This window comes from Sulfitobacter sp. 1A13679 (genome assembly GCF_043557115.1).
GTDB lineage: Bacteria > Pseudomonadota > Alphaproteobacteria > Rhodobacterales > Rhodobacteraceae > Sulfitobacter > Sulfitobacter faviae.
Genome location: NZ_JBIFFO010000059.1, coordinates 1 through 1425, shown reverse-complemented (window position 1 = coordinate 1425; position 1425 = coordinate 1). Strand labels below are relative to the sequence as shown.

The following is a 1425-nucleotide window of genomic DNA, read 5'->3' as shown; positions in this document are numbered from 1 at the left end:
GATCATGCCCCATAGCGTGGTGTAACTCGCGGCTGGCCGGGCGCTTTCGACGGCCGAGCTGATCAGTCCGTCTGAGTTGCAGGCAGGCTGATGATGGGATCATCGCAGACCGGTGCCAAGGTTTCCAGCGTCATGTATCGCGCACGCTGCACAGTCCATTCTTCGGTCTGCTCCATGAGGATGGCGCCGACGAGGCGACGTATGGCAGCCTCATTTGGAAAGATCCCGACGACGTCTGTCCTGCGCTTGATCTCGCCGTTCAAACGTTCAATCGGATTCGTCGAATGCAACTTCGTCCGATGCTGTTGGGGAAAGGTCATGTAGGCGAGCACGTCTTCCTCGGCATCATCCATCAGCCCAGAGAGCCTGGGCAGCTTGGACCGCATCTGGTCGGCGACGTTGCGCCATTGGACTTTCGCCGCCGCATGGTCTGGCTGTGCAAAAGCGGTTGCGATAAAGGCGGAGACGACGCGTCGGCTGCTCTTGCCTGCATGCGCAAGAGCGTTCCTCTGGAAATGCACCCGACAACGCTGCCAGCTCGTGTTCAGCACGCGTGCGACTGAGGCCTTGATGCCTTCATGGGCATCACTGATGACCAGCTTCACACCACATAGCCCGCGCCGCACCAGATCGCGCAGAAACTCCGTCCAGAAGGTTTCGGCCTCGGACGGGCCGATGGACATGCCCAGCACCTCTCTGCGGCCGTCTGTATTGACGCCGACGGCGATGGTGACGGCAACGGAGACGATACGCCCGCCCTGGCGGACCTTGAGATAAGTCGCATCGATCCAAAGGTAGGGCCATTCGCCGTCAATTGGACGGGTAAGGAAGGCATCGACCCGCTCGTCGATCTCCTCGCACAGGCGGCTAACCTGGCTCTTCGAGATGCCGGTCCCACCCATCGCCTGGACGAGATCGTCCATAGAACGGGTTGAGACGCCATGGACATAAGCTTCTTGAATAACCGCGCTCAACGCCTTCTCTGTCGCCCGCCGCGGCTCCAGGAAAGAAGGAAAATAGCTGCCGGTGCGCAGCTTGGGAATCCGCAGTTCCACGTTCCCGGCTCGCGTCTGCCAATCGCGTTCGCGGTAGCCGTTTCTCTGCGCCTTCCGCTCCGACGTCTTCTGATGATAGTCGGCCCCGGTTTTTGCGCCGACCTCCAGTTCCATCAGCCTTTCGGCGGCAAAACCGATCATCTCTCGAAGAAGATCGGCATCCGCGCTCTTCTCGACAAGCTCTTTCAGGTCCATCATAGGTTTGGTCATCGGGGTCTTCCTTCGGTTCAGGTTGATGTTCGCAACCCGACCTTACCGAAAATTCACCGATGACCACCGCGCCTTTGATGACGTCCTACGGCGCCTCATGAAGGGCGCGGACGCCACCAAAAGCGCTACCAGAAGTTACACCTCTCCCTGGGACATGACC

At 59.6% G+C, this 1425-nt stretch carries 1 protein-coding gene; it reads right to left on the bottom strand.

The window, feature by feature from the left end:
* Window positions 1-62: 62 nt before the first annotated feature.
* The gene (locus tag ACGYLA_RS19500; RefSeq protein ID WP_295038500.1) at window positions 63-1265 is read right to left on the bottom strand and encodes an IS256 family transposase; all 1203 of its coding nucleotides are present in this window, start codon (window positions 1263-1265) and stop codon (window positions 63-65) included.
* Window positions 1266-1425 lie beyond the last annotated feature (160 nt).

Excerpts from the sequence above, each read along its gene's own strand:
- ACGYLA_RS19500 (WP_295038500.1), bottom strand. The coding sequence starts at position 1,265 with ATGACCAAACCTATGATGGACCTGAAAGAGCTTGTCGAGAAGAGCGCG.